Origin of the sequence: Achromobacter sp., from assembly GCF_049647645.1 — a bacterium.
Lineage (GTDB): Bacteria > Pseudomonadota > Gammaproteobacteria > Burkholderiales > Burkholderiaceae_B > Achromobacter.
Window position 1 is genome coordinate 1 of record NZ_JBARYB010000155.1, and the last position, 24,539, is coordinate 24,539.

At 65.0% G+C, this 24,539-nt stretch carries 23 protein-coding genes and 1 pseudogene; 6 read left to right on the top strand and 18 right to left on the bottom strand.

The genetic code is table 11. The features are described 5' to 3' along the window. Together WBB14_RS18005 and WBB14_RS18010 are read right to left on the bottom strand one after the other, a co-directional pair. A pseudogene (locus tag WBB14_RS18005) lies at window positions 1-145 on the bottom strand (electron transfer flavoprotein subunit beta/FixA family protein); the annotation flags it as partial. Window positions 146-217: 72 nt separating this feature from the next. After that, window positions 218-1,141 carry a histone deacetylase family protein gene (locus WBB14_RS18010; RefSeq protein ID WP_080551048.1) on the bottom strand — a complete coding sequence of 308 codons (924 nt, stop codon included), beginning with the start codon at window positions 1,139-1,141 and terminating at the stop codon, window positions 218-220. A gap of 10 nt (window positions 1,142-1,151) precedes the next feature. Here WBB14_RS18010 and mltB point away from each other — a divergent pair, with 10 nt between their 5' ends. Further along, on the top strand, window positions 1,152-2,306 hold the full coding sequence (gene mltB / locus WBB14_RS18015; protein ID WP_424241037.1) for a lytic murein transglycosylase B: 1,155 nt from the start codon (window positions 1,152-1,154) through the stop codon (window positions 2,304-2,306). 44 nt (window positions 2,307-2,350) lie between these two features. Here mltB and WBB14_RS18020 read toward each other — a convergent pair whose 3' ends face one another. After that, on the bottom strand, window positions 2,351-3,400 hold the full coding sequence (locus tag WBB14_RS18020; RefSeq protein WP_424241038.1) for a cyclase family protein: 1,050 nt from the start codon (window positions 3,398-3,400) through the stop codon (window positions 2,351-2,353). A 65-nt stretch (window positions 3,401-3,465) separates the two neighbouring features. Between WBB14_RS18020 and WBB14_RS18025 the strand changes: the two genes are divergently transcribed. Together WBB14_RS18025 and WBB14_RS18030 are read left to right on the top strand one after the other, a co-directional pair. Beyond that, window positions 3,466-4,242 (top strand): IclR family transcriptional regulator, encoded by a 777-nt coding sequence (locus WBB14_RS18025; RefSeq protein ID WP_424241039.1) that lies wholly within the window; start codon window positions 3,466-3,468, stop codon window positions 4,240-4,242. Beyond that, a complete protein-coding gene (locus WBB14_RS18030) occupies window positions 4,239-5,219 on the top strand; it encodes a Bug family tripartite tricarboxylate transporter substrate binding protein (RefSeq protein ID WP_424241040.1) in 981 nt (326 codons plus the stop codon). The genes WBB14_RS18025 and WBB14_RS18030 overlap by 4 nt, the downstream gene beginning before the upstream one ends. A 105-nt stretch (window positions 5,220-5,324) precedes the next feature. Here the strand turns inward: WBB14_RS18030 and cysM are convergent, their stop codons facing one another. The 15 genes from cysM to gyrA all read right to left on the bottom strand — a co-directional run bounded on the left by cysM (window position 5,325) and on the right by gyrA (window position 21,859). After that, window positions 5,325-6,233 (bottom strand): cysteine synthase CysM, encoded by a 909-nt coding sequence (gene cysM / locus WBB14_RS18035; RefSeq protein WP_041655288.1) that lies wholly within the window; start codon window positions 6,231-6,233, stop codon window positions 5,325-5,327. Between the two features lie 82 nt (window positions 6,234-6,315). Then, window positions 6,316-6,810, bottom strand: coding sequence for a ComEA family DNA-binding protein (locus WBB14_RS18040; protein ID WP_424241041.1), 495 nt, complete (start codon window positions 6,808-6,810; stop codon window positions 6,316-6,318). A 184-nt stretch (window positions 6,811-6,994) separates the two neighbouring features. Further along, the gene (rfaD, locus tag WBB14_RS18045; RefSeq protein ID WP_424241042.1) at window positions 6,995-7,984 is read right to left on the bottom strand and encodes an ADP-glyceromanno-heptose 6-epimerase; all 990 of its coding nucleotides are present in this window, start codon (window positions 7,982-7,984) and stop codon (window positions 6,995-6,997) included. Beyond that, window positions 7,981-8,922, bottom strand: coding sequence for a D-glycero-beta-D-manno-heptose-7-phosphate kinase (gene rfaE1, locus WBB14_RS18050; RefSeq protein WP_424241043.1), 942 nt, complete (start codon window positions 8,920-8,922; stop codon window positions 7,981-7,983). The genes rfaD and rfaE1 overlap by 4 nt, the downstream gene beginning before the upstream one ends. After that, entirely contained in the window at window positions 8,919-10,133 is a 1,215-nt protein-coding gene (gene lapB, locus WBB14_RS18055) for a lipopolysaccharide assembly protein LapB (protein ID WP_424241044.1), read from the bottom strand. Before lapB ends, rfaE1 begins: the two co-directional genes overlap by 4 nt. A 55-nt stretch (window positions 10,134-10,188) precedes the next feature. Beyond that, window positions 10,189-10,503, bottom strand: coding sequence for a LapA family protein (locus WBB14_RS18060; RefSeq protein ID WP_424241045.1), 315 nt, complete (start codon window positions 10,501-10,503; stop codon window positions 10,189-10,191). Window positions 10,504-10,642: 139 nt separating this feature from the next. Then, on the bottom strand, window positions 10,643-11,002 hold the full coding sequence (locus tag WBB14_RS18065; RefSeq protein ID WP_013392394.1) for an integration host factor subunit beta: 360 nt from the start codon (window positions 11,000-11,002) through the stop codon (window positions 10,643-10,645). Window positions 11,003-11,005: 3 nt separating this feature from the next. Then, window positions 11,006-12,721: a 30S ribosomal protein S1 gene (gene rpsA, locus WBB14_RS18070; RefSeq protein ID WP_041655272.1), complete on the bottom strand. Its 1,716-nt coding sequence runs from the start codon at window positions 12,719-12,721 to the stop codon at window positions 11,006-11,008. Between the two features lie 197 nt (window positions 12,722-12,918). After that, window positions 12,919-13,608, bottom strand: coding sequence for a (d)CMP kinase (gene cmk, locus WBB14_RS18075; RefSeq protein ID WP_424241046.1), 690 nt, complete (start codon window positions 13,606-13,608; stop codon window positions 12,919-12,921). Between the two features lie 13 nt (window positions 13,609-13,621). Then, a complete protein-coding gene (aroA, locus tag WBB14_RS18080) occupies window positions 13,622-14,944 on the bottom strand; it encodes a 3-phosphoshikimate 1-carboxyvinyltransferase (RefSeq protein ID WP_424241047.1) in 1,323 nt (440 codons plus the stop codon). A 5-nt stretch (window positions 14,945-14,949) separates the two neighbouring features. Next, window positions 14,950-15,852, bottom strand: a complete 903-nt coding sequence (locus tag WBB14_RS18085) for a prephenate dehydrogenase (protein WP_424241048.1) — start codon at window positions 15,850-15,852, stop codon at window positions 14,950-14,952. Further along, entirely contained in the window at window positions 15,849-16,970 is a 1,122-nt protein-coding gene (gene hisC, locus WBB14_RS18090) for a histidinol-phosphate transaminase (RefSeq protein WP_424241049.1), read from the bottom strand. Before hisC ends, WBB14_RS18085 begins: the two co-directional genes overlap by 4 nt. 11 nt (window positions 16,971-16,981) lie before the next feature. Further along, the gene (gene pheA, locus WBB14_RS18095; protein ID WP_424241050.1) at window positions 16,982-18,067 is read right to left on the bottom strand and encodes a prephenate dehydratase; all 1,086 of its coding nucleotides are present in this window, start codon (window positions 18,065-18,067) and stop codon (window positions 16,982-16,984) included. After that, window positions 18,060-19,190: a 3-phosphoserine/phosphohydroxythreonine transaminase gene (serC, locus tag WBB14_RS18100; RefSeq protein ID WP_424241051.1), complete on the bottom strand. Its 1,131-nt coding sequence runs from the start codon at window positions 19,188-19,190 to the stop codon at window positions 18,060-18,062. The genes pheA and serC overlap by 8 nt, the downstream gene beginning before the upstream one ends. Then, window positions 19,190-21,859, bottom strand: a complete 2,670-nt coding sequence (gyrA, locus tag WBB14_RS18105) for a DNA gyrase subunit A (RefSeq protein WP_424241052.1) — start codon at window positions 21,857-21,859, stop codon at window positions 19,190-19,192. Before gyrA ends, serC begins: the two co-directional genes overlap by 1 nt. 402 nt (window positions 21,860-22,261) lie before the next feature. Here gyrA and ompA point away from each other — a divergent pair, with 402 nt between their 5' ends. The 3 genes from ompA (at window position 22,262) to WBB14_RS18120 (ending at window position 24,403) form a co-directional block, all read left to right on the top strand. Next, entirely contained in the window at window positions 22,262-22,843 is a 582-nt protein-coding gene (gene ompA, locus WBB14_RS18110) for an outer membrane protein OmpA (RefSeq protein ID WP_013392385.1), read from the top strand. A gap of 160 nt (window positions 22,844-23,003) precedes the next feature. After that, a complete protein-coding gene (gene ubiG, locus WBB14_RS18115; RefSeq protein ID WP_424241053.1) occupies window positions 23,004-23,732 on the top strand; it encodes a bifunctional 2-polyprenyl-6-hydroxyphenol methylase/3-demethylubiquinol 3-O-methyltransferase UbiG in 729 nt (242 codons plus the stop codon). Beyond that, window positions 23,729-24,403: an HAD-IA family hydrolase gene (locus WBB14_RS18120; RefSeq protein ID WP_013392383.1), complete on the top strand. Its 675-nt coding sequence runs from the start codon at window positions 23,729-23,731 to the stop codon at window positions 24,401-24,403. Before ubiG ends, WBB14_RS18120 begins: the two co-directional genes overlap by 4 nt. The last annotated feature ends 136 nt before the right edge of the window (window positions 24,404-24,539 follow it).

The window sequence follows — 24,539 nt, forward strand, 5'->3', positions numbered from 1 at the left end:
GGCGGGTCGCTTCCTCGACGGCAATCTCGTCGAAGGGGTTCATGGACATCTTCACATTGGCGATATCCACGCCGGTTTGATCAGACTTGACGCGCACCTTGACGTTGTAGTCAACGACGCGCTTGACAGGTACCAATACCTTCATCCCGCTGCCTCCAAATGGAAAAATAATTACCCGGCATGCGCCGGGATCGCATTGCACAATTTTTTCTTGATTCTACAGCTTCGCAAGCGCTCGTATATGCGCGACCACGCTGCGGCCCAGGGCGGACAGGTTGTAACCGCCCTCGAGCGTGCTGACGATCCGCCCCTGGCAGTGGCGCTCGGCCACCTCCACGAGTTGTTCGGTTATCCAGGCGTAGTCGGCCTCGACCAGGCCCATCTGGCCCATGTCATCTTCGCGATGCGCATCGAAACCGGCCGACACCAGGATCAGCTCGGGCCTATGCGCTTCCAGGGCAGGCAGCCAGGTGTCCGTCACGATGGTCTTGACCGCGGCGCCTCCCGTATAGGCGGCCACCGGCACGTTCAGCATGTTGGAGGCCGGATTCTCGGTACCGCTGTTGGGAAAGAAGGGGTGCTGAAAGAAGCTGCACATCAGCACCCGGTCGTCGCCGGCGAAGATGTCTTCGGTGCCGTTGCCATGGTGCACGTCGAAATCGACGATGGCCACGCGCGACAGGCCGTGGAAGTCCAGCGCATGCTGCGCTGCAATGGCGACGTTATTCAGAAAGCAGAATCCCATGGCCTGGGAACGGCAGGCGTGATGCCCGGGAGGCCGCACCGCGCAGAACGCGGTACGGGCTTCCCCGCCCATCACGGCGTCCACCGCCGCCACGCCCGCCCCGGCCGCGTACAGGGCGGCCTCGTAGGTGTGGGGATTCATCAGCGTATCCGGATCGATAGGGAAATACCCTTGCTCCGGCAAATGTTCGCGCAAACTGTTCAGATACTGGACAGTGTGCACCCGCAATATGTCATGGCGGGATGCCTGCGGCGCCTGGCGGTCATCCAGATAGGGCATCAATCCGCTGGCGAGCAACTGGTCAGAGATGGCGTCCAGCCTCTGGGGGCTTTCGGGATGCCAACTGCCCATTTCATGCAGGCGGCATGCCGGGTGGGTAAGATACATGGTCTCCATAAGGAAGATTATGTTCATCTGTCGGCGATTACTGCAACTCGGAACGCTTTCCGCCCTGCTGGCGGGCTGCTCCACCACCGCCCCCACTGCCCCCAATACCCTCGCCGGCCAGCCGGCCGCCGAATCAACCCCGGCTCCCATCCGCATCGGTCCCAGTGCGCCGACACCTGGTTCTGACCTGGCGGACGACGCCCCGGCCGCGCTGGGCGCCAATGGTGCGCTGCGGCCTGAAGTCCGTTCCTTCGTGGAAAACCTGGCCACCGAACGCCAACTGCCGCTGGACCCCATGGTCGCGGCGCTGGCCGGGTCGCGTTACAACGCCACGGTGGCGCGCCTGATCGCGCCGTCGCCGCCGGGCAAGAAGATCTGGCGCAGCTGGCTCACCTACCGCTCGCGCTTCGTCGAACCCAAGCGCATCGGCTGGGGCGTGGAGTTCTACAACGAGAACCGCGACCTGCTCAACCAGGCGGCGCAACGCTTCGGCGTCCCGGCGCCCGTGATCGCCTCGATCATCGGCGTGGAAACGCTGTATGGCCGCAATATGGGCAATTTCCGCGTGCTGGACGCGCTGACCACCCTGGCCTTCGACTATCCGGACCCGGCCAAGCCCGAACGCGCCACCATGTTCCGCGGGCAACTGGCAGATTTCCTGACCCTGGTCATGAAGGACAAGCTGGATCTGGAAACGCGCGGCTCCTACGCGGGCGCCATCGGCATGCCCCAGTTCATGCCCACCAGCGTCATGCATTACGCCGTGGACGGCGACGACAACGGCCATATCGACCTGAGCAACAACACGCGCGACGCGATCATGTCCGTGGGCAGCTTCCTGTCGCAGCACGGCTGGCAGCGCGGACTGCCGGTGTTCGCCCCGGTGGTGCTGCCCGCGGATCCCGCGCCGCTGGTTGACGGCGGGCTGGAACCCAAGCAAAGCTGGGGCACGCTCACGGCGGCGGGCGCCCGCCTGCAGCCGGGCGCGACGGCCACGGGCTGGGGCAACCAGCCGCTGGGCGTGGTCGATCTGGTCGAGGAAGCCCGAGGCACGGCGCAATATCGCGTCGGCACGCCCAACTTCTTCGCGCTCACCAAGTACAACCGCAGCTATTTCTACGCGACCTCCGTGGCGGATCTGGCAAGCGAGATCGAAGCCCGCGTGGGCCGCTGAAAGGAAAGGCCCTTGAGCCGCGGCGTCCAACGCCGCGGCCCGCTTTACACCGTCGCGACAGGCGTCACGGGCGAACCCACGGCGCCGGGCAGGTTCAGCGGCGGCGCTGTCAGCAGGAAGCGGTTGCGGCCGTTGGCGGCGAGCCAGCGGGCAAGGGCGCCCAAGTACCACATCTCGCCTATCGGCATCCCGAGCTTGAAGATGCAATGGTGGTGCAGAGGCAGCGCGGCGCAGCAGGCGTTGGGCTTCTGCGTCGGATAGATTTCCAGGGCGTGGTTGTCCGACGCCATGGCCGCGACTTTCGAGTCCGTGATCCATTGCAGCAGCTTCTCGTCGCTGCCGTCCAGGCCGGCGCAGATCTCGTGCAGCGTATGCGGGTCGGGTTCGCGGTTCTTTTCCAGCAGGGCGTCGCCGAATTCCGTATGGAACAACACGATATCGCCGCGTTCGATCTCGATCCGGTCTGCTTCGAGTATGCGCATCAGGTCGTCATAGCCGACCGATTTCTGCTCCCGCCCGTAGTGGCGCGCCAGATCGACCATCACACCGCGCGTCTGAAGGCATGACTCAGCCAGCTGGGTGATGTCCAGCTTCTTGGCGTTGGAGGCCGGCCCCTGGCCCAGATCGGTCTTGGCGTAGCCATTGTCCACGTCGTAGTCCACCGGACCCACTACATGCTCGTTGGGCCGGTAGCCGTTGTAGTAGACGCGCTCGGGCAGGCCGTCGCCATTGGCGTCGAACAGCGCGCCCACGTGGGCCAGCGAATCCCATTGCGTCGAATACTGCAAGCTCATTTCGACGATGTCATCGCTGAGCACATCGACGCATCCCGGCCGCAGGCGTCCCAACGGAAAATTCAGGTACTGGTCGCCGTCCCTCTCGGTAGGCCGCAGCTTGGGTGGATGACGCCGCACATTCACGCCATTCCCGCCCGGGTAATCCAGCGGCAGCGACAGGCAGAAGCTCAGTCCTTCGCGCACTTCCCGCATGCCGCTCAGCACGTTCGCGGGGGTGATGTAATTCAGGCAACCTCGCTGGTCGTCAGGCCCGAAATCTCCCCAGTTCGATCCCTCAGGGCGGTTGTTCCATCTCATGCTGCGACTCCTGGTCGATTGAATGCCGTTTGACATAAATTTATCACGTATAGGATACTAACATCATGGATGTGAAAACCGCAGGCCGAGTGCTGGATGTGCTGAACCTCTTCGCCGAGGAGCAGAAGCCCTTGCTGTACAGCGAAATCGCTGCCCAGATGGAGATTCCGCTCTCCAGCTGCCATGGCCTCCTGAAAACCATGGTGGCGCGCGGCTATCTCTATGAAATCGGCAAGAAGCATGGCTATTACCCGACCCAGAAGCTGATCCACGTGGCCACCCTGATCTGCCACAGCGACCCGCTCAACGCGGTGATCGAACCGGTGCTGGACCGGGTGCGCGACATCACGGGCGAGACGGCTTTGCTGGCCAAGCTGGCGGACGACAAGGTCGTGTACCTGATCGTCGCGGAATCCAAGCAGACGATCCGCTTCTCCCATCAGCCCGGCGGCTTCAAGGCGGTGCACGCGACCAGCTCCGGCAAGGCGCTGCTGTCGGTGCTGTCCCAGGACGAACGGCAGAAGTGGTTCAAGGCCTACAGCGGTTTTGCCGCCTACACCGACAGCACGCTGACCAGCCAGGAAGCCTTCGACCGCGACCTGGAAGCAGGCGTGGCGCGCGGCTGGCAGCGCTCGGTGGGTGAGAACGTCGAGGACGTGATGTCCATTTCGCTCGGATTCCGGGCATACGAACAACCCTTTGCCATCGTGGTGGCCGGCCCACTGAGCCGGATGCTGAAGAACGAAGCCACCACGGGGAAACAGCTGACCGAGGCCAAGGCGATGCTGCAAGCAGCTCTGCCCTCGGCCAATCTCACCTTTGTAGGAGTAGACAGTAGATGAACAAACGCACCTTCCTCGCCGCGGCATGCTCGGCGATCGCCACGGCAGCCCTGCCGGCAGCAAACGCCTACGCCCAGGCGGCCTATCCCGACAAGCCCATACGCGTGATCATGCCGTGGGCGGCAGGCGGACCGACGGACGTGGTCGGCCGCGTGATCGCGGTCCAGATGGGAGAGATCCTGGGCCAGCCGCTGGTGATCGAAACTCGCGCGGGGGCCAGCGGCACCATTGGCACTGCCCAAGTGGCCAAGGCGCCTGCCGACGGCTACACCTTGCTGATGAACCCCTCGGTGCAGGGCATCTACCCGGCCCAATTCAAGAATCTGAGCTTTGACCCGATCAAGGACTTCCAGATGGTGGGCGTGCTGGGCACGGTGCCGATGGTGGCCGTCGTCCCGCCCAACTCCAAGTTCAAGACCTTTGGCGAACTGATCAAGCAAGCCCAGGCGCAGCCCGGCTCGCTGACCTTCGCGTCCCCGGGCGTCGCCACCTTGCCGCACCTGGCTGGCGAGCTGATCAACACCTCCACCAAGGCCAAGATCACCCACGTCGGCTACCGCGGCAGCAGCCCGGCCCTGACCGACGTCGCGGGCGGCCATGTGGACCTGATGTACGCGCCGCTGGCGCCAGCCTTGCCCCTCATCCAGAGCGGCAAGATCCGCCCGATCGCCGTCACGACCAAGACGCGCCTGGCTGAACTGCCCGACGTGCCGACCATCGCGGAAAGCGTCCTGCCCGGCTTCGACATCGTCACCTGGTACGGCATGTGGGCGCCGAAAGATACGCCGCAGCCCATCATCGCCAAGCTGAACAAGGCCATGATCGAAGCTTCGCAATCGCCCAAGGTGGTGGAAGCGCTGAAGTCGCAGGGAACGCTGCCCAGCGCCATGAGCTCCCAGGAAGCGGAAGCCTTCAACCTTGCGGAAAGCAAGCGCTGGATCAAGGTGATGCAGGACGCCGGCATCCAGCCCGAGTAAGCAGGCGAAGGGCCGGGACGCCCGCCGCGCCCTTCCAATGAAAAACCGCCATGTCCGGCAGATGCCGGCATGGCGGTTTTGTTCAACCCGGATACGGTCTGGCGTTCAGTTGAAAACGCCCGTGGACAGGTAGCGGTCGCCGCGGTCGCACACGATGAACACGATGGTGGCGTCGTTGACGCGTTCCGCCACGCGCAAGGCCGCAACCAACGCGCCCGCCGAGGAAATCCCGCCGAAAATGCCCTCTTCCGCCGCCAACCGGCGCGCCATCTGCTCGGCTTCCGCCTGTTCGATGGATTCGTAGGCGTCCACCCGGCTGCGGTCGAAGATCTTGGGCAGGTAGGCTTCGGGCCATTTGCGTATGCCCGGGATCGACGATCCTTCAGCCGGCTGCGCGCCCACCACCTGCACCGCGGGATTGCGCGACTTCAAGTAGGTCGACACGCCCATGATGGTGCCCGTGGTGCCCATGGCGCTCACGAAATGGGTGACGCGCCCTTCGGTCTGGTTCCAGATTTCCGGCCCGGTGGTCTCGATGTGAGCGCGCGGGTTGTCGGGATTGGCAAACTGGTCCAGCACCAGCCCGCGGCCGTCCGCCTGCATGGCGGAAGCCAGGTCGCGGGCGTACTCCATGCCGCCCTTGTCCGCCGGCGTCAGGATCAGCTCGGCGCCATAGGCCGTCATGGCCGCGCGCCGTTCCACCGACAGGTTGTCCGGCATGATCAGGATCATGCGGTAGCCGCGCATGGCGGCCGCCATGGCCAAGGCGATGCCGGTATTGCCGCTGGTCGCCTCGATGAGGGTGTCGCCCGGCTTGATGTCGCCGCGCTCTTCGGCGCGCGCGATCATCGACAGGGCCGGACGGTCCTTCACGGAGCCGGCGGGGTTGTTGCCCTCCAGCTTGGCCAGGATGACATTGCCCCGGGCCGCGCCCGCGGCCCCGGGAATGCGCTGCAGGCGCACCAGCGGCGTGTTGCCGACGGTTTGCTCGATAGTGGGATAGGTAGTAGTCATGCGGACGATAATAACCTCGGCTGGCGGCGCACGGCGCCAAAAGCCGCGCTCCCGCCAGGGCTACCCGCGCCGGCCGGCGCTGTCAGGGCCGGGCGCGGGCCGCAGGCTGGGACGTCGCCGGTTTGGCTTCAGGTTTGGCTTCGGACCTGGCCGCTGCCGCCCTGCCCGCCGCGGGCTTGGCCGCCATCTCGCCTGGTCCAACCTGGGAGCCCGCGCCGCCCACCAGCAGGCCGGCCTCCTGCAAGGCCTGGGCCTTTTTCGGGCCGATGCCGCGCACGCGTTCAGCCAGGTCGTTCAGCGACTCGAACTTGCCGCCCCGTTCGCGTTCCTTCACGATGATCTCCGCCATGCGCGGGCCTATGCCGCGGACGCCCTCGAGCTGCTGGGCATTGGCCTGATTGACGTCTAGGGCGTGCGCCAGCGGCGCGGCAAAGCCCAGGCTGGCCGTCACCAGCAAGGCGCCCACGACCTGCCGCAAGGGGCGCGGCCGGGCGCCGGAACCAGTGGACGAGCGCAGCCTGCGCCACCGCGCACGAGGCGCAGGCCGGGCCGCGACGGATTGAAGAAATGGATTCATGGAAGGTCTCCCTGGAGTCTGGCGCAACGGCTGTCACGCCACGCTCAGATCATGCCGGCACCCTTTCCGCCCGCAGCGGCGCAGTGAACGGAAACATCCGCCCCGGCAAACCGCCAGGCGTTAAAAAACCACCGCGAACGGTGGTTTTTCCGTGGAGACTCCGCTGCCGCGGTGCCGCTCGCCCTTACTTGCGGGCGCGCCAGTAGCGCACGTACTCGGTCACGCCGGTCCGCACATCGCGCATGGGCGCCTGGAATCCCGCCGCGCGCAGACGCGTGACGTCGGCCTGCGTGTAGCTCTGGTAACGCCCTTTCAGGTCGTCCGGGAACGGGATGTAGCGGATCAGATCCAGCTCGACCAGCTGCGCCAGCGTCAGTTCGGCTTCGCCACGCTCGGCGCGCAGCGCGTTGACCACGCCAGCCGCCACATCGTTGAAGGGCTGCGCCCGGCCCGTGCCGCAGTTGTAGATGCCCGACTGCTCCGGATGGTCCAGGAAATGCAGGTTGACCGCAACCACGTCCTCGACCGAGATGAAATCGCGGCTCTGGCCGCCATCCACATAGCCGTCCCAGCCAGCGAACAGGCGCACGTGTCCATGTTCCAGGAACTGGTTCATGTTGTGAAACGCCACTGAGGCCATGCGGCCCTTGTGCTGTTCGTGCGGGCCGTAGACGTTGAAGTAGCGCAGGCCCACGACCTGTGCCGTCAGGCTGTCCATGCGCTGGCGCAGGACCTGGTCGAACAGCAGCTTGGAATAGCCGTAGACGTTCAGCGGGCCTTCGTTGGCGGGATCTTCCACGTAGATGGACGAACCCCCATAAACCGCCGCCGAGGAGGCGTACAGGAACGGAATGCGGCGCTCTTGGCAGAACTCGAACAGCTCCAGCGTGACGCGGTAGTTGTTGTCGAGCATGTAGCGACCGTTGCGCTCGGTCGTGTCGGAACACGCGCCCTGGTGCAGCACGGCGCGGACTTCGTGCAGGCTGCCGTCGAGGACGCGGCGGCGGAAGTCGTCCTTGTCCATGTAGTCGGCGATCTTGCAATCGACCAGGTTGACGAACTTGTCGCCTTCGGTCAGGTCATCGACCGCGATGATGTCCTCGATGCCGCGGCGGTTGAGCCCGCGCACCAGGTTGCTGCCTATGAAGCCCGCGGCTCCGGTAACGACGATCATGAGGATACTCCTGCCAATTCCGCGGCGGTGACGATGGACGTGCCGAGCTTGCCCACGGCGATGCCGCCGGCCTTGTTGGCCCAGCCCATCGCATCGACCCACGGCAGATCGATGGCGCGCGACACGGCCAGCGTGGCCAGCACGGTATCGCCCGCGCCGGACACGTCGAACACTTCGTGCGCCTGGGCGTCGATGTGATCGCGTCCCGTGCCGGTAAACAAAGTCATGCCCTGCTCGGACCGCGTCACGAGCAAGGCTTCCAGGTCCAGGTCGGCACGCAGGCGCTGCGCGCGATCGGTAAGTTCGGCCTCGGAATTCCAGCGGCCCACGGCCTCCTGCATTTCCGAGCGGTTGGGGGTGACCAGGGTAGCGCCGCGGTAGCGGGCGTAATCATGGCCCTTGGGATCCACCAGCACCGGCACGCCCGCGTTGCGGGCCAGGGCGATCAGCGATTCGACCCGCGCCAGCACGCCCTTGGCGTAGTCGGACAGCACCACGATGTCGTGATTGGCCAGATGGCGCGCAAACGCGGCGTCGACGTTGTCCAGCGCGGCCTGCGCCGGATGCTGCTCGAAGTCCACGCGCAGCAACTGTTGCTGGCGGCCCAACACGCGCATTTTCAAGGTGGTGTGCAGGGTCGGATCGGCGACCAGTTCAACCTGTATGCCGGCTTCGGCGGACAAGCGCCGGACGCTGTCGCCCGCCTCATCCTCGCCCAGCACGCCCACCAGGGTGACGTGGCCGCCCAGGGCCGCCACGTTGCGGGCGACGTTGGCGGCTCCACCCAGCCGGTCTTCGCGGCGCGCCACGCGCACCACGGGGACCGGCGCTTCCGGCGAGATGCGTTCGACTTCGCCGAACCAGTACCGGTCCAGCATCACATCGCCCACCACGAGAACACGGCTATGCGAAATGGCTTCGGCGGGAAAAGAGTTCATTCAAGTTCTTCCAAACGGCGCGGCGCATAGGTTTCCCAGGCATTGCAGCCGGGACATTGCCAGTAAAAGCGACGCGCTTGAAAACCGCAACTGCGGCATGCGTAGCGGTCCAGCCGCTGCGTATGCTTGTGTATCAGGCTGCGCAACAGCGTCAGGTCGGCGCCTGGCACCGGCGCCTGCTCGGCGCTGCCTTCCGAATTGGCCAGTTCGGCCTCCAGCAAGCGGTCCAGCCCCAGCAGCGAGGGATGGCTGCGCAGCGCACTGCGGGCAAAAGCCCATGACGGAGCGGCGCCCTGCTGGACGCGCAGCTCGCGGAACAGCACGTTGAACAGGTCCAGCGAAGCATGGCGCGCATACTGCTTCTGCAGCAGGTCCAGCCCGGCTTCCTCTTGATTGGCCGCCCGATAGTTGGCCAAGATCTGTTCGGCGACCAGACCAGCGTATTCCGGAGCGTCGGTCATGATCGACTCCAGGTACAGCCTTTCGCGCTTGGGGTCCTGCTCGATCAGGGCCAGGCGGGCGCGCAGCATCGCAGTGCGCACCATGCCGCCCTTGCTCGCACCGGCCTCGATCGCCGACAAGGCATGGTCGGCGGCGTCCAGCGCCTTGTGGGCCGCGTCGACGTCGGCAGGCTTGGCCGCCAGCGCAGTCTGCGCCTGTTCACAGTAGTAATGCACGATCTGCGGCACCGGCTCGTCAACCAAGCCTTGCAGCGTCTTCACGGCTTCGATGGCGCGCGGCCAGTCATGCTCGGATTCATAGATGCGGATCAGCGAGCGCAGCGCGGGCAAGGCGTAGCGAGTGTCCTTGAGCTGCTCGAAGCCGCTTTCGGCGCGGTCCAACATGCCGGCTTTCAGGAAGTCCTGCGCCAGTTCGTGCTGCGCGTGGTCGCGCTCGGCGGCGGGCAAGTCGGAACGGTTCAAGAGGCTCTGGTGCACGCGGATGGCGCGCTCCATCTCGCCCCGGCGGCGGAACAGGCTGCCCAGCGCGAAGTGCAGCTCGGTGGTCTCCGGGTCCAGCTTGGCCACTTCGACGAAGGCATCGATGGCGCGGTCCGGCTCTTCGTTGAGCAGGAAGTTCAGCCCGCGGAAATAGGAGTCGGGCAGGCTGCGGGTCTCCCGCAGCATTTGCCGGATATCGAAGCGCGCGGCCAGCCAGCCCAGCGCGAACAATACCGGCACGAAAATCAACCACCAAGGTTCAAAATCCACTATGCGGGCTCTTGCGGTAATTCAGTGCGGAAGGAATACACGACCGGCGCACGCGTTACAACGGCGACATCGGGGCAACGGCCTCAGGCGGCACCGCAGGCGTGGTACCGGCCACGGCGGCCTGCACGCGGTCCAGTTCACGGCGCAGGCGCATGGCCTCGCGGCGGCGGCGCATGGCGGCGGGCACGGTCAACAACAGGCCGAACACGGCGCCCAACACGAACACGACCAGCATCACGACGATGAGCGGAACGTCCTGCACCACGTAATCGGCGTAGAACTTCACGGCGACCGGATCCGTGTTTTTCAAGGCAAACATCAATACTGCAACAAACACGAGCAATCGCAGGGCCCAGACTAGGTAGCGCATGGCGCATGCTCCAAAGAATTCAAGACCATCAATTGTAAGCGACGGATCCTGCCTGGCGCCAAAAAACAAAGCCCCTTGATCGCTCAAGGGGCTAGGTTCTCGGTCCGATCCGCCCGAAGGCGGCCTTACTGCCGTGCCGTCAATGCATGGCGTGCAGACTCACCATCGACGGCATCGGTTCACTCGATCCAGAGGATTGAGCGTCCTCGTCATTGCCGCCGGCCAAGTCCACCCGCTCGCGCAATTCCTTGCCCGCCTTGAAATGCGGCACCTGTTTACCAGGCACCAGCACTTGTTCGCCGGATTTCGGATTGCGACCGATGCGGGGAGACCGCTGCGACAGCGAGAAGCTGCCAAAACCGCGGATCTCGATGCGCTGACCCGAGGCCAGGGCCTGGGTCATTGCGTCGAGCACGGTCTTGACCGCGTAATCGGTGTCGCGGGCGGCCAGCTGAGGATAGCGGGCCGCCAAGGCGGCGATCAGCTCCGACTTGGTCACGAATTAACCGTCGTTGCGCTGTTGGTCCAGCTTGGCCTTCAGCAGCGCGCCGAGGTTGGTGGTGCCGGACGAAGCGCTGGCATCAGACATGCGCTGGATCGTTTCGGCGGTTTCGGCGTTGTCGCGGGCCTTGATCGACAGCTGGATCGAACGCGTCTTGCGGTCGATGTTGACGATCATGGCTTCGATGTTTTCGCCGGCGTTCAGAACGGTGGTGGCATCTTCGACGCGGCCCGAGGAAATCTCGGAAGCGCGCAGGTAGCCTTCAACGTCCACGGACAGCGTGACAACAGCGCCCTTGGCTTCGACGGACTTGATGGTGCCCGGAACAACGGCGCCCTTGTCGAAGGTGGCAACGAAGTTGTTGAAGGGATCGCCTTCCAGCTGCTTGATGCCCAGCGAGATGCGTTCCTTGTCGGTATCGATGCCCAGAACCACGGCTTCGATCTCGTCGCCCTTCTTGAAGTTGCGCACGGCTTCTTCGCCGGTTTCCGTCCACGACAGGTCGGACAGGTGAACCAGGCCATCGATGCCGCCGGGCAGGCCGACGAACACGCCGAAGTCGGTGATCGACTTGATGGCGCCGCGGACCTTGTCACCACGCTTGAAGTTGGTGGCGAACTCTTCCCACGGGTTCTGGCGGCACTGCTTCATGCCCAGCGAGATGCGACGACGGTCTTCGTCGATTTCCAGGACCATGACTTCGACTTCTTCGCCCAGGGTCACGACCTTGCGCGGATCGACGTTCTTGTTGGTCCAGTCCATTTCGGAGACGTGCACCAGACCTTCGATGCCGGCTTCGACTTCAACGAACGCGCCGTAGTCGGTCAGGTTCGTGACCTTGCCGAACAGGCGGGTGCCTTGCGGGTAGCGGCGAGCCAGGCCCACCCACGGATCTTCGCCCAGCTGCTTGACGCCCAGGGAGACGCGGCTCTTTTCCTGGTCGAACTTGAGCACCTTGGCTTCGACTTCCTGACCCACTTGCAGGACTTCGGAGGGGTGACGCACACGGCGCCAGGCCATGTCGGTGATGTGCAGCAGGCCGTCGATGCCGCCCAGGTCCACGAACGCGCCGTAATCGGTGATGTTCTTGACCACGCCCTTGACCACAGCACCTTCGTGCAGGGTTTCGAGCAGCTTCTGGCGCTCTTCGCCCATGCTGGCTTCCAGCACCTGGCGACGCGACAGAACGACGTTGTTGCGCTTGCGGTCGAGCTTGATGACCTTGAATTCGAGGGTCTTGCCTTCGTACGGGGTGGTGTCCTTGACCGGACGCAGATCCACCAGCGAACCCGGCAGGAACGCGCGGATGCCGTTGGTCATGACGGTCAGGCCGCCCTTCACCTTGCCGGTGATGGTGCCGGTAACCAGCTCGCCGTTTTCCAGGGCCTTTTCCAGCTGCAGCCAGGCCGACAGGCGCTTGGCGCGGTCACGCGACAGGATGGTGTCGCCGTAGCCGTTTTCCAGGGAATCGATGGCCACCGAGACGAAATCGCCGGGTTGCACTTCGAGCTCGCCCTGGTCGTTCAGGAACTCTTCCAGGGGAATCAGCGCTTCGGACTTCAGGCCGGCGTTGACGACGACGAAGTTGTGGTCGACGCGGACGACTTCGGCGCTGATGACCTCGCCGGACTTCATGTCCTGGCTCTTGAGGCTCTGTGCGAAAAGGTCGGCGAAGCTTTCGCCGCCGGTGGCGACGGTAGTGGAAACGGAAGACATGGGGTTGAAATCCATTGGGCCGAAATGGCCGTTAAAAACACACCGCAACGGATTGCCCGTCACAGTGGAGTCAAAATGCCTGCTTGCCGGTTCGCCCTTGCGGGGTGGCCCGTGGGGGTTGCGCCTAGCGTGAACAGGGCCGATAAAAAAAACAGAAAACTACGGAGGATTCTTGCGGAAAACCTGCAACCAATTGCTCAATCCGCGGCGGCATTCTTCCAGAAATCCAGTATTGCCTGCACCGTTTCCGCAATCGTCAAATCAGACGAATCCAGCACGTGTGCATCCGCTGCGGGAGCCAGGGGCGCGGTAGTTCGCCCCATATCGCGGGCGTCCCGCTCGCGCATGTCCCGTAGGAGGTCATCAAGATTAGCAGAAATTCCCTTTTCGATCAACTGCTTACAGCGCCTCTGCGCCCGCGCGACCACATCGGCGACCAGGAACACCTTAAGGGGCGCGTCGGGAAACACCACCGTACCCATGTCGCGCCCGTCCGCAACCAGGCCCGGAGCTACCCGAAAGGCGCGCTGGCGCTCGAGCAGCGCCTGGCGCACGCCCGGGAAGGCAGCCACGCGCGAGGCGAAATTGCCGACTTCCTCGCGGCGGATCTCGTGGCCCACGTCCGCGCCTTCGAGGTAGACATGAGGGCCTTCGAAACGCACGTCCAGGGTTTCGGCCACGCGCGCCACGGCAGGCTCATCCTCGGCGGACAAACCGCGGTTGAGCGCCGCCAAGGCGGTCAGGCGATAGAGCGCGCCGCTGTCCAGCACGTCCCAGCCCAGGGCCTTGGCGACACGGTGGGCCACCGTGCCCTTGCCGGACGCAGTGGGGCCGTCGATGGTGATGACCGGGACGATAGAAGAAGTTTCAGAGGCAATCGAAGTCATGGGCAATTCTTCGCTAGGCCGTCACCAGGCCCGCGTAAACATCAAAGTAACCCGGGAAGGTCTTGCTGACGCAACCCGGATCGAGGATACGGACCGCCGCCGGCCCGAAAGCCGCCAAAGAGAAGCACATGGCCATGCGGTGGTCGTCCCAGGTGCCGATGTGCGCGTCGCGCCAGGCATCCTGCGCCGGCGGCGTCACGCGCAGCCAATCCGGCCCCGATTCCACCTGCGCGCCCAGCTTTTCCAGTTCGGTCTGCATGGCGTGGATGCGGTCGGTTTCCTTGACCCGCCAGCTGCCGATATTGCGCAGGCGGCAGGGGCCGTCGGCATACAGGGCCAGGGCGGCCGCGGTCATGGCGGCGTCCGGGATCAGGTTGAAATCGGTGTCGAAGGCCCTCAGGCGTTCGCCCTGGGCCACGCGTGCGCCCGACACTTCGATCCAATCAGGGCCATAGGTTACCGAAGCGCCCATCTCGGCCAGCGTGGCAGCGAAGGCGACGTCGCCCTGGATGCTGTCGGCGCCGACGCCGGTCACGCGCAGCGGCCCGCCGCCGATCGCGCCCAACGCCAGGAAGTAAGAGGCCGTGGAGGCATCGCCTTCGACCGCGATCCGCCCCGGGCTGCGGTAGGCTGCCCCGCCCTCGATGACGAAGCGGCTCCAGTCCTCGCGTCGCACCTGCACGCCGAAGCGTGCCATCAGGTTCAGCGTGATCTCGATGTAGGGTTTGGAGATGAGTTCACCCAACACCTCGATCGTGACCGGCTTGCCGCTGCGGCCAGCCTGCAGCGGCGCGGCCATCAACAAGGCGGTAAGGAATTGGCTGGATACCGAGCCCTGCACGCGCGTGACCGCGTCTGCCGCGATGTCGCCGCGGCCGATGTGCAAAGGCGGATAGCCGGGCTGACCCAAGTAGTCGATGCTGGCGCCCAGGCCCTTGAGCGCGTCGACCAGGTCGCCGATGGGACGTTCGTGCATGCGCGGCACGCCCGACAGGCGGTAGTCGCCGCCCATCAGCGCCAGCGCGGCGGTCAGCGGCCGGATCGCGGTGCCGGCATTGCCCATGAACAGGTCGGCGCTTGCCACCGGAAAGCGGCTCACGCCCTGCACCGTGACGCTGCCTGCGTCCAGCTCCGACACCTGCGCGCCCAGCTGGCGCAAGGCGCCGAGCATGACGCGGGTATCGTCGGAATCCAGCAATCCGGTGATGACCGTGCTGCCTTCGGCAATGGCGGACAGCAGCAGCACCCGGTTGGAAATGCTCTTGGAACCCGGCAGGGCAATCACGCCCCGCGCTTGCCGCACGCGCGGCAGATCGAGATAAGGCAAAGCGCCCATGTCAGCTACTCCTTGCGCCAGTTGCGGCGGGCGCGGGCCGCCGTATCCAGCAGCGTCAGCAAAGCCGCGCCATCGCCCTCGGCAATGGCGCGTTCGGCACGATCCAGCACCGCGCGCACGTCGGCCAGTTCGGCCAGCATCGCGTCGCGGTTGGACAGAAAGATGTCGCGCCACATTTCCGGCGAACCTGCGGCTATGCGCGTGAAGTCGCGAAAGCCGCTGCCCGCCAGAGCCAGGCGCGTGGATGCGTCGGCAGCCTCGGCCACCTGTTCCATGTAGACCGCGGACAACAGGTGCGGCAGATGGCTGACCGAAGCCAGCACCCGGTCATGGGCGTCGGCGTCCATGTCGATCACGTCCGCCCCGCAAGCCTGCCACGCGCGGCGCACCAGATCGAGCGACGCCACGCCGTTCTCGGCCAGCGGAGTCAGGATGACGGTGCGTTTGCGGTACAGGTCCGCATCGGCGGCTTCCGGCCCGGTACGCTCGGCGCCGGCGATGGGATGGCCGGGCACAAACTGCGCGGCCCGGTCGCCCAGGGCGGCGCGCGCGGCCGCAACCACTTCCACCTTGGTGCTGCCACCATCGGTCAGCACGGCGCCGGGACGCAGGTGCGCACGCATGCGCGACAGCACGTCCGCCAGCCCGCCCACCGGGGTCGCCAGCAGGATCAGGTCGGCGCGCGCGGCGGCTTCCTCAACCGTGGCGGCCTCGTCGATCAATCCCAGTTCGACAGCGCGCGCCAGCGATTGGGCATTGCGCCCTACCCCCAGCACCCGGCCAACCTGCCCTGCCCGGCGCAGGGCCGCAGCGAAGGAACCGCCGATCAGACCCACGCCTACGACGGCCAATACAGGAATCAGGGGGCCAGCGGCCCCCTGATCGGATTTAGGTGACGCGTCGTTCATGCGGACAGGATGGCGCTCAGCGCGTCGATGAATCGGTCGTTTTCCTGCGGCAACCCGATGGACACCCGCAGCCACTCCGGCAAGCCGTCGCCGGCAACCGGACGCACGATCACGCCGCGCTTGAGCAGTTCCAGGTTGATGCGCGGAGCGTCGCCCACATGCACCAGCACGAAGTTGCCATAGCTGGGAACGTAGCGCAGCTTCAGGCGCTCGAACGCGGCGCACAGTTGCGCCTTGCCTGCCTTGTTCGAGGCATAGGCCTCTTCCAGGTAGGCGGCGTCGCGCAGCGCGGCAATGGCCGCAGCCTGCGCCAGCGTATTGACGTTGAACGGCTGGCGCACGCGATTCAGCAGATCCGTCAGGACCGGCTGCGCCACCGCGAAGCCCACGCGCAAGCCCGCCAAGCCGTATGCCTTGGAGAACGTGCGCGACACGATCAGATTCGGATAGCGGCGCACCAGCGCCGTGCTGTCGAAGCGGAACTCGGGATCGAGGTACTCGTTGTAGGCCTCGTCCAACACGACCGTAACGCGGTCGCCGTGGGCGGCCTGGACGCGTTCCAGGAAAGCCGCGATCTGGTCGCCCGGCACGAAGGTGCCGGTCGGGTTGTTCGGGTTGGCGATGAACAACAGCCGCGTATCGTCGGCGATGGCGTCGAACATCGCATCCAGGTCATGGCCGTAGTCCTTAGCCGGCACCACGATGTGGCGCGCGCCGCGCGCCTGGGTCGCCAGGCGATAGACCGCGAACGAATGCTGCGCATACACCGCCGACACGCCCGGCTCCAGCAGCGCCAGCGCCGCGATTTCCAGGATGTCATTGGAGCCGTTGCCCAGCGTGATCCAGCTCATTGGCACGCCATAGCGTTCGGCCAGCGCCGCCTTCAGGTCGAAGCCGTTGGGATCGGGATAGCGCGCCAGCGACTCGGCCGCGGCCAGCATGGCCTCGCGCGCCGACTTGGGCATGCCCAGCGGGTTTTCATTGGACGCCAGCTTGACGATGCCGGCGGGATCCAGCCCGAATTCGCGGGCCAGTTCTTCGATGGGCTTGCCGGCCTGGTAAGGCGCGATGGCGCTGACGTGCGCGGGAGCAACGAGGGGCTTGGATGCGGTGGTCATATCGGAGGGGCTCACGGCGCCGGGTAGGAACCCAGCACCTTCAGGTAGGCAACCTGCGCCTGCAAAGCGGCCAGGGCGCGTTCGACGTTCGGATCATTGCGGTGACCCAGGACGTCCACATAGAAATAGTATTCCCACTGCCCGGTGCGGGCGGGCCGCGACTCGAAGCGCGTCATGGATACGCCGTTGGCCGCCAGCGGCGCCAGCATTTCGTAGACGGCGCCCGCGCGGTTCGGCACTGCCAGGATCAGGCTGGTCTTGTCCTTGCCGCTGACCAGCGGCTCGATGTTGCCGATCGCCAGGAAGCGCGTGCGGTTGTGCGGATCGTCCTGGATGCCCGCGGCGACGATCTGCAGGCTCCAGGCGGGCGCCGCCACTTCGCCGGCGATCGCCGCGATGCTGGGGTCGGACGCCGCCGCGCGCGCGGCCTCGGAATTGCTGGACGCAGCCACCCGGGCCACGTCGGGATAGTTGCGCGTGAGCCAGCCCTGGCACTGAGCCAGCGCCTGCGGATGCGCGGAAATCGTCTTGATGCCGTCCATGCTGCCGGACTGCGACATCAGGCAATGGCGTATCACCAGCGAACGTTCGCCCAGGATCTTCAGGGGCGTGTTCAGCAGCAGATCCAGGCTGCGGTTGACCGCGCCTTCGGTAGAGTTCTCGACCGGAACCATGCCGACGTCCGCCTGCCCTGCCTCGACGGCGCGGAAGACCTCGTCAAAGGACGTGCACGGCAGCTTTTGCACGGCATGCCCGAAATGCTCTCGCGCCGCCTGCTCGGAGAACGAACCTTGAGGCCCCAGGAAGGCGACCGTCATGCCGCGCTCCAGGCCACGACAGGCCGAGATGATCTCGGTCCAGACGGCGAACACGCCGGCGTTCGGAAACGGGCCGGGATTGGTTTGCTGCAGGCGGCGGATGACGTCGGCTTCGCGCTCGGGGCGCAGCACGGGGCCATCGGCGTTCGCGGCGTGCTTAGCCTCTCCCACTTCCAGCGCAGCGCTCGCGCGCTGGGTCAGGAGGTCGAGGATCTGGGCGTCCAAAGCGTCGATGCGCTGACGCAGGGGGAGCAGCTTGCGCTGCAGATCGTCATCCATAGCGACGCTCGAATTCCTTGAGGTACTCGACCAGCGCCGACACCCCAGCCAGGGGCACGGCGTTGTAGATGGAGGCGCGCATGCCGCCCACGCTCTTGTGGCCCTTGAGCTGGGTCAAGCCGGCCGCGTCCGCGCCTTGCAGAAAGGCGTCGTTGAGCGATTCGTCGCGCAGCACGAACGGCACGTTCATGCGCGAGCGCACGGGCGCGTGGATGGGATTGCGATAGAAACTGGTGCTGTCCAGATAACCGTACAGCAGATCAGCCTTGGCCTTGTTCGCCGCTTCCATGCCGGCCACGCCGCCATTGGCCTTGACCCACTTGAACACCAGGCCGGCGACGTAGATGGCGAAGGTAGGCGGCGTGTTGTAGCGCGAATGTTCCGCAGCCACGTTGGCGTAATCGAACGCGGACGGGCAGATCGGCAAGGCGTGACCGATCAGGTCGCGGCGCGCGATGACCATGGTAACGCCCGCCGGACCGGCGTTCTTCTGCGCGCCGGCATACATCATGCCGGTGCGCGTCACGTCCATCGGACGCGACAAGAAATGCGAGGACGCGTCGACGACCAGCGGCACGTCGGGTGCGCCCAGCGCGGCGGTGTCGGGCCAGTCCATGAACTCGACGCCGCCGATGGTTTCATTGCTACAAAGATGCAGATAGGCCGAATCCGGGCGCACCTGCCAGGTGTCGACCGGCGGCACCCAGGTCAGCGGCGCCTGCTCGCGGCCATCCAATTGGATGGCCTGCTCGCTGCTTGCCGCGACATGGGTACTGCCGTAGCGGCCGGCTTCCTTGTACGAACGCTTGGACCAATGGCCCGTCACGACGAAGTCGGCAGCCGGCGCGCTGCGGCGCCCCATGAGATTCATGGGGACGATGGCGTTTTCCCCGGAACCGCCGCCTTGCATGAACATGACGGCGTAGTCCGCCGGCAGTCCGAGCAAGTCGCGCAGATCGGACTCGGCTTCATCGCAGATCTGCACGAAATGCTTGCCGCGATGGCTCATTTCCATCACGGACATGCCGCTGCCGTGCCAGTCCAGCATTTCCGCAGCGGCTTGCTGCAGCACCACCTCGGGCAAGGCCGAGGGGCCTGCCGAGAAGTTCCAGGGGCGGGCCATTATTGCTCCGTAGGTTCCGTCGAATCCGTCGAGTCCGCAGCGCCGTTGTCGTCGCCGCCATCCGCGTCCTGACCGTCCTCGTCCAGGTCGCCGTCATCGTCCGCATCGCTTTCAACGACGCGGCGCACGCCGGACAGCGTACTGCCGTCGTCGACGTTGATGAGCGTGACGCCTTGCGTGGCGCGGCCCATTTCGCGGATTTCCGAGACGCGGGTGCGCACCAGCACGCCGCCGGTCGTGATCAGCATGATCTCGTCCGAAGGCATGACCAGCACGGCGCCCACGACCTTGCCGTTGCGCGAGCTGGTCTGGATGGCGATCATGCCCTTGGTGCCGCGGCCGTGGCGCGTGTACTCGGTGATCGGCGTGCGCTTGCCGTAGCCGTTTTCGGTGGCGGTCAGCACGCTTTGCGTTTCGTCGCCAGCCACGAGCAGCGCGATGACGGTCTGGGTGTCTTCCAGCATCATGCCGCGCACGCCGCGGGCGTTACGGCCCATCGGACGCACATCATTCTCGTCGAAGCGCACGGCCTTGCCGGCGTCCGAGAACAGCATGACGTCATGCTTGCCGTCGGTCAGGTCGGCGCCGATCAGGTAGTCGCCGTCGTCCAGGTCCACGGCAATGATGCCGGCCTTGCGCGGATTGGAGAAGTCGGACAGCGGGGTCTTCTTGACCGTGCCGCGCGAAGTCGCCATGAAGACGTAGTGGTCTTCGCTGAACTCCTTGACCGGCAGCACCACCGTGATCTTCTCGCCTTCGGCCAGCGGGAACATGTTGACGATGGGCTTGCCGCGCGAGTTACGCGTGCCCTGCGGCACTTCCCAGACCTTCAGCCAGTACACGCGGCCGCGGTTGGAGAAGCACAGCAGGAAGTCGTGCGTGTTGGCGATGAACAACTGGTCGATCCAGTCGTTTTCCTTCATGGCCGTGGCCTGCTTGCCGCGTCCGCCGCGCTTTTGCGAGCGGTACTCGGACAGCGGCTGGCTCTTGATATAGCCGCCGTGCGACAGCGTCACGACCATGTCGGTCGGCGTGATCAGGTCTTCGGTGTCGAGTTCGGTGGCGTTCAGCTCGATGTCCGAACGGCGCGTATCCTTCACGCCGGTCGAGAATTCCGCCTTGATGGCCTGCAGCTCGTCGGAGATGATCGTCGTGATGCGCTCGGGACGCGCCAGGATGTCCAGCAGGTCGGCGATGGTGGACATGATGTCCCTGTATTCGCCGACGATCTTGTCCTGCTCCAGCCCGGTCAGGCGTTGCAGGCGCATGTTCAGGATTTCCTGGGCCTGCGTGTCGCTCAGGCGGTACATGCCGTCGCCCTGGAGGCCGAACTCGGCGCCCAGGTCGTCCGGACGGAAGGCCGCGCGGCCTCCCGGCGTGTCGCCATCGGCGCGCGACAGCATTTCGCGCACCAGCGAGGAATCCCACGACTTCGCCATCAGTTCCTGGCGCGCGACCGGGGGGGTCGGCGCCGCCTTGATGATGGCGATGAAATCGTCGATGTTGGCAAGCGCGACAGCCAGGCCTTCCAGCACGTGGCCGCGTTCGCGGGCCTTGCGCAGCTGGAACACCGTGCGGCGCGTGACCACTTCGCGGCGATGCTGCAGGAAGTAGTCGATCATCTGCTTCAGGTTGAGCAGGCGGGGCTGGCCGTCGACCAGCGCCACCAGGTTCATCCCGAAGGTGTCTTGCAGCTGCGTGTTCTTGTAGAGGTTGTTCAGGACGACCTCGGGAACCTCGCCGCGCTTGAGCTCGATGACCAGGCGCATCCCATCCTTGTCGGACTCGTCGCGGATATCCGAGATGCCTTCGATCTTCTTGTCGTTGACGAGCTCGGCGATGCGTTCCTGCAGCGTCTTCTTGTTGACCTGGTAGGGGATCGCGTCGACCACGATGGCCTGGCGGTTGCCCTTCTCCATGTCCTCGAAGTGGGTCTTGGCGCGCATGATGACGCGGCCGCGACCGGTGCGGTAGCCTTCCCGCACGCCGGACATGCCGTAGATGATGCCGCCGGTGGGGAAATCAGGGGCGGGGATGAGCTCCATGAGCTCATCGACCGAGCAGCCCGGATTGCGCAGGCAGTACAGGCAGCCGTCGACCACTTCCTGGAGGTTGTGGGGCGGAATGTTGGTGGCCATGCCCACCGCGATGCCCGAACTGCCGTTGACCAGCAGGTTGGGCAGGCGCGACGGCAACAGCAGCGGCTCTTGTTCGCTACCGTCGTAATTGGGGCCAAAGTCCACCGTTTCCTGGTCGATGTCGGCCAGCAATTCGTGGGCGATCTTGGCCAGGCGGATTTCGGTGTAACGCATCGCCGCGGCGTTGTCGCCGTCGATCGAACCGAAGTTGCCCTGGCCGTCGACCAGCATGTAGCGCATGGAGAAATCCTGCGCCATGCGGACGATGGTGTCGTAGACGGACTGGTCGCCGTGGGGATGGTATTTACCGATGACGTCCCCGACGATACGCGCCGACTTCTTATAGGCGCGATTCCAGTCGTTGTTCAGTTCGTGCATCGCGTAGAGCACGCGCCGGTGGACAGGCTTGAGGCCGTCCCGCACATCCGGTAGCGCCCGCCCGACGATCACGCTCATCGCGTAATCGAGGTAACTGCGGCGCATCTCTTCTTCCAGCGATACCGGAAGCGTCTCCTTGGCAAAGGAATCCATATATATAACGACAGAATCGTGTAAGGAGGAACCCGGGCCGGGTAAACAGGAAATTCTATCATCCGATTCCCGGAGCGGTCAGAAGGTCCTCCCCAAGAGGCGCCTTGACGGGCCGGACCGGCTGACAGGGGACGCTGTCCGCCCGCGTCCTGCGGGCCTGTTGTCAAAAACCAACATGGAAAACCGAAGGAGCGCCGAAAACGTCATATCCAGCGTCAATGCGCCTCTCCAGGGAAGCCAAAGCCCCCCAAATGCCTTAAGATTGTTTCCAGCACGCAGGAAACCCAGTAGCTATTCCTTTGAACCAGCTCTTGGCGTTGCTATACTGGCCCCGTTTTCCTGATATGCGGCGGGGGTTCGCTGCGAGTCACTAATCCAGCTTCAAGCTCAACGAGGAGAAACATGAACAAACCCTCCAAATTCGCTCTGGCGCTCGCCTTCGCCGCCGTCACGGCCTCTGGTGTAGCTTCCGCGCAAACCGTGGACAACTGGCGCAACCCGTTCGGTGACGTTTGGAAAAACGGCACGAACGAATTGTGCTGGCGCGATGCATTCTGGACCCCGGCCACCGGTATCCCCGGTTGCGACGGTGTTCCGGTTGCACAACAGAAGGCGAAGCCGGCCCCGATGGCGGCCAAGGTCGTGTTCAACGCTGACACGTTCTTCGACTTTGACAAGTCGACGCTGAAGCCCGAAGGCCGTCAGCTGCTGGACCAAGTCGCCCAGCAAGCACGCGGTATCGATCTCGAAACCATCATTGCTGTGGGCCACACCGACTCGATCGGCACGGAAGCCTACAACCAGAAGCTGTCCGAGCGCCGCGCCGCTTCGGTCAAGACCTACCTGGTCAGCAAGGGTATCGACCCGAACCGTATCTACACGGAAGGCAAGGGTGAGCTGAACCCGATCGCTTCCAACAAGACGAAGGAAGGCCGCGCCCAAAACCGTCGCGTTGAGATCGAAATCGTGGGTAGCCGCAAGTAATTGCTGGACTAGCTACAATAAGAGGGCCTCGCATAGCGAGGCCCTTTTTTTCGCCAGCCACGCACCAAAGCGGTGCAGGGCTGCGCCGCCCCTCCCTCGCCCGGCGCGACGGACCCCTCTATATATAGAGTCATAGAGTCGCCTTACGCTGAACCTGCCCATGACTACGCAAACTCACGACACCGCCCGCCCCGCCATCAACGCCGACCAGGCCGAACTGGACAAGTTCGGCGCCCTGGCCAGCCGCTGGTGGGATCCCGAAAGCGAGTTCAAGCCCCTGCACGCCATCAATCCGCTGCGGCTCGAATGGATCCAGGAATGCGCCGGTAGCCTGGCGGGCAAGAAGGTCCTGGATGTGGGCTGCGGCGGCGGCATCCTGTCTGAAGCCATGGCGCGCAGCGGCGCCGAGGTCACCGGCATCGACCTGGCCGACAAGTCACTGAAGGTGGCTCGCCTGCACGGCCTGGAATCGGGCGTGAAAGTGGAGTACCGCAAGGTTCCCGTGGAGGAACTTGCCGCGGAGCAAGCCGGTCAGTACGACGTGGTGACCTGCATGGAAATGCTGGAGCACGTGCCGGATCCGGCTTCGATCGTGCGCGCCTGCTCGACCCTGGTCAAACCGGGCGGGTGGGTGTTCTTTTCGACGCTGAACCGCAATCCCAAGTCTTTCCTGTTCGCCATCGTGGGCGCTGAATATGTCCTGCGCCTGTTGCCGCGCGGCACGCACAGCTATGACCAGTTCATCAAGCCCAGCGAGTTGTCGGCAGCGGCGCGCGGCGCCAAGCTGGAACCGGTGAGCATGCGCGGCATGGAATACAACCCGATTACCCAGATCTACACCCTGTCGTCCGACACTTCGGTCAATTACCTGATGGCTACCCGCAAATGAGCGCCCTGATCCTGTTCGACTTCGACGGCACGCTGGCCGACACCGCCCCCGATCTGGCCGCTGCGGCCAACCGTCAGCGCACCCGCAAGGGCCTGGAACCGATGCCGTACGAAGCCCTGCGTCCGGTGGCATCCCAGGGTGCGCGCGGCCTGCTGCGCGTGGCGCTGGACCTCAAGCCGGGCGACGCCGACTATGAGCCGACCCGCCTGCAGTTCCTGGAAGACTACGCCGCCGGCTCCACCGTCCACAGCAAGCTGTTCCCCGGCATCGAAGCGCTGCTCGCCGACATCCGCGACCGCGGGCTGTCCTGGGGCATCGTGACCAACAAGGTCACCTACCTGACCCTGCCCATCGTCGAATACCTGGACCTGACGCGCGACAGCGCGGTCCTGGTCTGCGGCGACACCACGGCGCACGCCAAGCCGCACCCGCTGCCGCTGCAGCACGCCGCGCGCGAAGCAGGCTTTTCCGTCGACCGCTGCGTCTATGTCGGCGACGATCTGCGCGACATCCAGGCCGCGCACGCGGCAGGCATGCCGGCAGTCGCGGCCGCATACGGCTATGTCGGCGAAGACGACAACATCACGACCTGGGAAGCGGAAACCTGCGCCAACTCCCCTGCGGAACTCTGGTCCGCCATCCAGCCGCTGCTGCCCAGCGACCTGCGCTAAGCCAAACCGGACGGGCCCCCGCGCGGCCCGCTCCCCGTCTTGCGATGGTTTCCGATAATTAGTTCATTTTGTCGAACAATCTTTCCGGAATCACGGCCTTTATCCTGAAACCAAAGTCACTTAAAGTGTGACCCAT

Excerpts from the sequence above, each read along its gene's own strand:
- WBB14_RS18020 (WP_424241038.1), bottom strand. The coding sequence starts at position 3,400 with ATGAGATGGAACAACCGCCCTGAGGGATCGAACTGGGGAGATTTCGGG.
- rfaE1 (WP_424241043.1), bottom strand. The coding sequence starts at position 8,922 with ATGAACTCTTTTCCCGCCGAAGCCATTTCGCATAGCCGTGTTCTCGTG.
- WBB14_RS18120 (WP_013392383.1), top strand. The coding sequence starts at position 23,729 with ATGAGCGCCCTGATCCTGTTCGACTTCGACGGCACGCTGGCCGACACC.
- WBB14_RS18085 (WP_424241048.1), bottom strand. The coding sequence starts at position 15,852 with ATGAACGACGCGTCACCTAAATCCGATCAGGGGGCCGCTGGCCCCCTG.
- WBB14_RS18060 (WP_424241045.1), bottom strand. The coding sequence starts at position 10,503 with ATGCGCTACCTAGTCTGGGCCCTGCGATTGCTCGTGTTTGTTGCAGTA.
- cysM (WP_041655288.1), bottom strand. The coding sequence starts at position 6,233 with ATGACTACTACCTATCCCACTATCGAGCAAACCGTCGGCAACACGCCG.
- hisC (WP_424241049.1), bottom strand. The coding sequence starts at position 16,970 with ATGACCACCGCATCCAAGCCCCTCGTTGCTCCCGCGCACGTCAGCGCC.
- ompA (WP_013392385.1), top strand. The coding sequence starts at position 22,262 with ATGAACAAACCCTCCAAATTCGCTCTGGCGCTCGCCTTCGCCGCCGTC.
- ubiG (WP_424241053.1), top strand. The coding sequence starts at position 23,004 with ATGACTACGCAAACTCACGACACCGCCCGCCCCGCCATCAACGCCGAC.
- rfaD (WP_424241042.1), bottom strand. The coding sequence starts at position 7,984 with ATGATCGTCGTTACCGGAGCCGCGGGCTTCATAGGCAGCAACCTGGTG.
- gyrA (WP_424241052.1), bottom strand. The coding sequence starts at position 21,859 with ATGGATTCCTTTGCCAAGGAGACGCTTCCGGTATCGCTGGAAGAAGAG.
- WBB14_RS18040 (WP_424241041.1), bottom strand. The coding sequence starts at position 6,810 with ATGAATCCATTTCTTCAATCCGTCGCGGCCCGGCCTGCGCCTCGTGCG.
- WBB14_RS18010 (WP_080551048.1), bottom strand. The coding sequence starts at position 1,141 with ATGGAGACCATGTATCTTACCCACCCGGCATGCCGCCTGCATGAAATG.
- serC (WP_424241051.1), bottom strand. The coding sequence starts at position 19,190 with ATGGCCCGCCCCTGGAACTTCTCGGCAGGCCCCTCGGCCTTGCCCGAG.
- cmk (WP_424241046.1), bottom strand. The coding sequence starts at position 13,608 with ATGACTTCGATTGCCTCTGAAACTTCTTCTATCGTCCCGGTCATCACC.
- WBB14_RS18025 (WP_424241039.1), top strand. The coding sequence starts at position 3,466 with ATGGATGTGAAAACCGCAGGCCGAGTGCTGGATGTGCTGAACCTCTTC.
- rpsA (WP_041655272.1), bottom strand. The coding sequence starts at position 12,721 with ATGTCTTCCGTTTCCACTACCGTCGCCACCGGCGGCGAAAGCTTCGCC.
- aroA (WP_424241047.1), bottom strand. The coding sequence starts at position 14,944 with ATGGGCGCTTTGCCTTATCTCGATCTGCCGCGCGTGCGGCAAGCGCGG.
- WBB14_RS18030 (WP_424241040.1), top strand. The coding sequence starts at position 4,239 with ATGAACAAACGCACCTTCCTCGCCGCGGCATGCTCGGCGATCGCCACG.
- pheA (WP_424241050.1), bottom strand. The coding sequence starts at position 18,067 with ATGGATGACGATCTGCAGCGCAAGCTGCTCCCCCTGCGTCAGCGCATC.
- mltB (WP_424241037.1), top strand. The coding sequence starts at position 1,152 with ATGTTCATCTGTCGGCGATTACTGCAACTCGGAACGCTTTCCGCCCTG.